We start from the raw sequence: 5,920 nt of genomic DNA, 5'->3' as shown, positions 1-5,920 counted from the left end.
GAGGGGGAACGAGCGAGAGGGACGCGGGGACGGGCGGGCCGCCCGCGATGGCGACCTGGGCGGACGCGGCGCGGCCCCGCACGCGCACCTCCACCGGGTCGCCGCCGGAGGGGGTGATGATCCACGGCGTCCAGGCGTGGGCGCCGGGACGCCAGCCGTCCGGGATGTCCCAGGGGTCGGAGGCGGCCGACTCCAGGGCGAGCATGCGTTCCAGCGCGGCGGCGGCGAGGACCTCGGGCGGCGCGGCCGTCCCGGAGACGAGGCCGTCCAGGGACCGTTCGACCAGGCCGGTGTCGAGCCCGCCGGACACCACGTCTGGGTGCCCCAGCAGCGCCCGCAGGAACGCGACGTTCGTCGGGACGCCGAGCAGCGTGTACGAGGCGAGCGCCCGGTCGAGCCGGTGCAGGGCCTCCGCGCGGTCGGCGCCCCAGACGATCACCTTGGCGAGCATCGGGTCGTAGGAGCCGCCGACCTCGGTGCCGACGTCCAGGCCCGAGTCGACGCGCACGCCGGGTTCGGCCAGGGCCAGCACGCGGCCGCCGGTCGGCAGGAACCCGCGGGACGGGTCCTCGGCGTAGACGCGGGCCTCGATCGCGTGGCCGTCCAGCCGGACGTCGTCCTGCGTGAACGGCAGGGGCCGCCCGGCCGCCACATGCAGCTGGAGCTCGACCAGGTCGAGGCCCGCGACCAGCTCGGTGACCGGGTGCTCGACCTGGAGCCGCGTGTTCATCTCCATGAAGAAGAACTCGCCCGGACGGTCGGCGGAGACGATGTACTCGACCGTCCCGGCGCCGACGTAGCCGACGGACTCGGCGGCGGCGACGGCCGCGGCGCCCATCCGCTCCCGGGACGCCGCGTCCAGCAGCGGCGACGGCGCCTCCTCGATGATCTTCTGGTGGCGGCGCTGCAGGCTGCACTCGCGCTCGCCCAGGTGGACGGTGTTGCCGTGCGCGTCCGCGAAGACCTGGATCTCGATGTGCCGGGGGTTCTCGACGAACCGCTCGGCGAGGAGGGTGTCGTCGCCGAACGAGCCGCGCGCCTCGCGGCGGGCGGACGCGATGGCCTCGGGCAGGTCCGCCGCGTCCCGGACCAGGCGCATGCCCTTGCCGCCGCCGCCCGCCGACGGCTTGAGCAGCACGGGCAGGCCGACCTCCAGCGCGGCGGCCTCCAGTTCGGCGTCGGTCAAGCCCGCCTCGTCCCTTCCCGGGACGACCGGGACGCCGGCGGCCGCGACCGTCCGCTTGGCGCGGATCTTGTCGCCCATCGCCTCGATCGCCTCGGCGGGCGGCCCGATGAAGACCAGGCCCGCCTCGCCGCAGGCGCGGGCGAACGCGGTGTTCTCGGCGAGGAACCCGTAGCCCGGGTGGACGGCCTGCGCGCCCGCCGCGCGGGCCGCCCCGATCACCGCCTCGATGTCGAGGTAGGACGGGATCCGGAGCGCCTCGTCCGCCTCCCGGACGTGCCGGGCGCCCGCGTCGGCGGCCGTGTGGACCGCCACCGACCGCACGCCGAGGCGCCTCAGCGTGCGGAACACGCGGACGGCGATCTCCCCGCGGTTGGCGACCAGGACGCTGTCGAACATCCCTGCCCCGCTTCGGGAGGGGTTTGCTGCTTCGCGTCGGGAGGACGAAGTCATTGAGCCCAGACCCCTCACATCCGGAAGACGCCGTAGCCGACCGGCTCCAGCGGTGCGTTGGCGGCGGCCGACAGCCCGAGCCCCAGCACGCGCCGGGTGTCGAGCGGGTCGATCACCCCGTCGTCCCACAGCCGCGCCGTCGAGTAGTACGGGTTGCCCTGCGCCTCGTACTGCTCGCGGATCGGCGCCTTGAACCCCTCCTCGGCCTCCGCGGGCCAGTCCTCGCCGCGCGCCGCCATCTGGTCGCGGCGGACGGTCGCGAGGACGCTCGCCGCCTGCTCGCCGCCCATGACCGAGATGCGGGCGTTCGGCCACATCCACAGGAAGCGCGGCGCGTACGCCCGCCCGCACATCGCGTAGTTGCCCGCGCCGAACGAGCCGCCGATGACGACGGTGAACTTCGGGACGCGCGCGCAGGACACGGCCGTGACCATCTTCGCGCCGTGCTTGGCGATGCCGGACGCCTCGTACTCGCGTCCGACCATGAAGCCGGTGATGTTCTGCAGGAACACCAGCGGGACGCTGCGCCGGTCGCACAGCTCGATGAAGTGCGCGCCCTTCTGCGCCGACTCCCCGAACAGGATGCCGTTGTTGGCGACGATCCCGACCGGGTGGCCGTGGACGCGCGCGAACCCGGTGACCAGCGTCGCGCCGTACTCCCTCTTGAACTCCTGGAAGCGGCTGCCGTCCACGATCCGGGCGATGACCTCGCGCACGTCGTAGGGGGTGCGCGGGTCGGGCGGGACGACCCCGTACAGCTCCGCCGGGTCGGCGGCGGGCTCGGCGGGCGGCGCGACCTCCCAGGGGCGCGGCTCGCGCGGGCCGAGCGTCCCCACGATGTCGCGGACGATCCGCAGCGCGTGCGCGTCGTCCTCGGCGAGATGGTCGGTCACCCCGGACGTCCGCGAGTGCAGCTCGCCGCCGCCCAGCTCCTCGGCCGTCACGACCTCGCCCGTCGCGGCCTTCACCAGCGGGGGGCCGCCCAGGAAGATCGTCCCCTGGCCGCGGACGATGACGGCCTCGTCGCTCATCGCCGGGACGTACGCGCCGCCCGCCGTGCACGAGCCCAGCACCGCCGCGATCTGCGGGATGCCGCGTCCCGACATCGTGGCCTGGTTGTAGAAGATCCGTCCGAAGTGCTCGCGGTCGGGGAACACCTCGTCCTGCCGGGGCAGGAACGCGCCGCCGGAGTCGACGAGGTACACGCAGGGGAGCCGGTTGTGCAGCGCCACCTCCTGCGCCCGCAGGTGCTTCTTCACCGTGACCGGGTAGTAGGTGCCGCCCTTCACGGTGGCGTCGTTGGCGACGACCACGCACTCGCGGCCCGCGACCCGTCCGACCCCTGTGATGATCCCCGCGCCGGGCGCCTCGTCGTCGTACATGCCGTTCGCGGCCAGCGGCGACAGCTCCAGGAAGGGCGAGCCCGGGTCGAGCAGCGTGTCGACCCGGTCGCGGGGGAGCAGCTTGCCGCGCGACACGTGCCGCTCGCGGGCCCGCTCGGGACCGCCGCGCCCGGCGCGGTCGACCCGGTCGCGCAGCTCCGCCACCAGCGCCTCGTTGTGCGCGGCGTTGGCCTTGAACGCCTCGCCCGCGGTGTCGGCGCGCGAGCCGATCTCCGGTCCGCCCATGGTCCCCATCCCTGTTAATGCTCGTTAACAACGCCGATGTTAATAGCCGTTAACAACTCTAGTCTAGACTGTCCGCATGACCTCGCATCCCGCCGAGGCGGTCGGCTCCGGGACGGGCGCCACGCGCGGCGTCCCGTCCGGCGCCATGCCCCCGGGCGCCGCTTCCGGCGCCCGGCCAGGCGCCCAGTCGGGCGCGCAGCCGGGCGTGCAGCCGGGCGTGCCGGAGCCGGCCAACCCGCGCCGGGCGGAGATCCTCGGCGCCGCCGCCGAGCTGTTCGCGCGGCGCGGCTACCACGGGGCGTCCATCGGCGACCTCGGACGGGCGGTCGGCCTCACCGGGCCCGCCCTGTACCGGCACTTCAGCGGCAAGGACGCCGTCCTCGCCGAGATGCTGCTCGACATCAGCGAGCGGCTGCGCGCCGAGGGCGTCCGCCGCGCCGCCGCCCCCGACGCCGCGCAGGCCCTCGACTCCCTGCTGCGCGGGCACATCGCGTTCGCCCTCGACAACCCGGCGCTGATCACCATCCACGAGCGGGAGCTGGACAACGTCCCCGAGCCGGAACGCCACCGGATCCGCCGGCTTCAGCGCGCGTACGTGGAGGAATGGGTCGCCGTCCTGCGGCGCCTGCGCCCCGGGACGCCCGACGACCGCACGCGCGCGGCCGTCCACGCCTGTTTCGGCCTGCTCAATTCCACCCCGCGCAGCGCCGCCGGCCTCGACCGCTCCGCGATGGGCGACCTGCTGCACGCGATGGCCCGTTCCGCGCTGGACGCCGCTCTCTAAGGCGGCGGGGCGGCGAAGCGTCCGGGTCGTCCGGGGCCGTCCGGGCGTTTGCAGGCGGGCCGGGACCGTCCGTTCGCGCGGTTCTGGCAGTTGGGGCCAACGCCATCGGCCGTCCCTGACCTTGACTTGCACACCTTGATCTAGGTCATATGGGACGAAAGGTCATCCGGCCATCTGGCCCGCAGCAGAGGAGCGCCGCATGGGCGTCGAGGGCGTCGGCTTCTACGAGATCGCGCAGCACAGCCCGGACCGTCCCGCCGTCCTGGCTCCGGGCGTGCCGGTGACCTACGGTGAGCTGCACGGCGAGGTCAACCGCCTCTCGAACGCGCTGAGCGGCCTCGGTCTGGTGCCGGGCGACGCGCTCGCCACCGTCCTCGGCAACCGGCCCGAGTTCCTCACCGTCCTGATGGCCGCGATGCAGTCGGGCCTGTACCTCGTCCCGGTGAGCCGCCACCTCACCGCGCCGGAGATCGGCTACGTCCTCGCCGACAGCGGCGCCAAGGCCGTCGTGACCGAGAGCGCGTGCGCGGCGGCGGTCACCGGCGCGGCGGCGGAGGCCGGGATCCCCGCCGAGAGCCGGGTGAGCGTCGACCTCGCCGAGGGCTACCGCTCGATGGCCGGGCTGTGCGCCGCGGGCAGCGCCGCGCCCCCGGACAAGCGCCGGATGGGCTCCGTCATGCTCTACACGTCCGGGACGACCGGGCTGCCCAAGGGCGTCCGGCGGCCCCTGTTCGACATCTCGCCCGAGAGGCTCTTCGACATCATCCGGCAGTCCCTGGGCGGCCGCCTCGGCCTCGAACCCGGCGACGAGGTCCACCTCGCCATAGCGCCGCTCTACCACTCGGCGCCCTGCGCCCACGCGATGCTGGCCCTCACGCTCGGCCACTCCGTGGTCGTCGCGTCCCGCTTCCAGCCCGAGCAGGCCCTGGAGCTGATCCAGCGGCACGGCGTCACCAACGCGTTCATGGTGCCGACGATGTTCCACCGCATGCTCGCCCTGCCCGAGGACGCCCGCGCCCGGTACGACCTGTCGTCGCTGCGGCAGGTGTACCACAGCGCCGCGCCCGTCCCCGTCGAGACGAAGCAGCGGATGATGGACTGGTGGGGACCCGTTCTCTACGAGTACTACGGCTCCACCGAGAGCGGCCCCGTCGTCGTCGCCACCCCGCACGACTGGCTCGCCCGTCCCGGGACGGTCGGACGCGCGGTCGACGGCGTCCAGGTCAAGATCCTCGATCCCGCCGGCGACGAGCTGCCGCCCGGCGAGACCGGCCTCATCTACGCGAGCGGGCAGCCCGGTTTCGAGTACCACGGCGACCCGGAGAAGACCGCCTCCACCATGTGCGGCGACTTCTACACCCCCGGCGACCTCGGCCACCTCGACGAGGACGGCTGGCTCTACATGAGCGACCGCCGCGCCGACCTCATCATCTCCGGCGGCGTCAACATCTACCCGGCCGAGATCGAGGCCGCCCTGCTCCAGCATCCGGCGGTCGCCGACGTCGCCGTCATCGGCGTCCCGGACGAGGACTGGGGGCAGAGCGTCGTCGCCCTGGTCGAGCCCGCCGACGGCACCGTCCCGGGCGACGCCCTGGCCGCCGACCTTCTGGCCCACTGCGGGCCCCGCCTGGCGCGCCTCAAGCATCCGCGGCGCCTGGAGTTCCGCGCGTCGCTGCCGCGCACCCCGTCCGGCAAGCTCAGCAGGGGCCGCGTCAGGGACACCTACCTGGCGGAACAGCAAGGCTGACCAGGCCCGCGCGATGGTTTCGCGAAGTCGTCGCCATGACCGTCGAACGCCTCCGGGCACGGGTGCGTACAACGGCACATGAAGGACCAGAAGGTCGCCCCATTCGACACCGTCACCCCGTCCCC

At 73.9% G+C, this 5,920-nt stretch carries 4 protein-coding genes; 2 read left to right on the top strand and 2 right to left on the bottom strand.

Annotated features, from left to right (window positions below):
- Together E1298_RS43125 and E1298_RS43120 are read right to left on the bottom strand one after the other, a co-directional pair.
- On the bottom strand, positions 1-1,582 hold a 1,582-nt coding region (locus E1298_RS43125), incomplete at its 3' end, for an acetyl-CoA carboxylase biotin carboxylase subunit (protein WP_131903168.1).
- A gap of 68 nt (positions 1,583-1,650) precedes the next feature.
- A complete protein-coding gene (locus E1298_RS43120) occupies positions 1,651-3,264 on the bottom strand; it encodes a carboxyl transferase domain-containing protein (RefSeq protein WP_131903167.1) in 1,614 nt (537 codons plus the stop codon).
- Between the two features lie 217 nt (positions 3,265-3,481).
- Between E1298_RS43120 and E1298_RS43115 the strand changes: the two genes are divergently transcribed.
- Both E1298_RS43115 and E1298_RS43110 read left to right on the top strand, forming a co-directional pair.
- The gene (locus E1298_RS43115) at positions 3,482-4,048 is read left to right on the top strand and encodes a TetR/AcrR family transcriptional regulator (protein WP_243726192.1); all 567 of its coding nucleotides are present in this window, start codon (positions 3,482-3,484) and stop codon (positions 4,046-4,048) included.
- A 199-nt stretch (positions 4,049-4,247) separates the two neighbouring features.
- Complete coding sequence (locus E1298_RS43110; protein WP_131903166.1) at positions 4,248-5,795, top strand: AMP-binding protein; 1,548 nt, start codon at positions 4,248-4,250, stop codon at positions 5,793-5,795.
- Positions 5,796-5,920: the final 125 nt, after the last annotated feature.

Source organism: Actinomadura rubrisoli (assembly GCF_004349215.1).
Classification (GTDB): domain Bacteria; phylum Actinomycetota; class Actinomycetes; order Streptosporangiales; family Streptosporangiaceae; genus Spirillospora; species Spirillospora rubrisoli.
The sequence above is the reverse complement of the archived record's forward strand: the minus strand, read 5'-3'. Positions and strand labels throughout refer to the sequence as shown.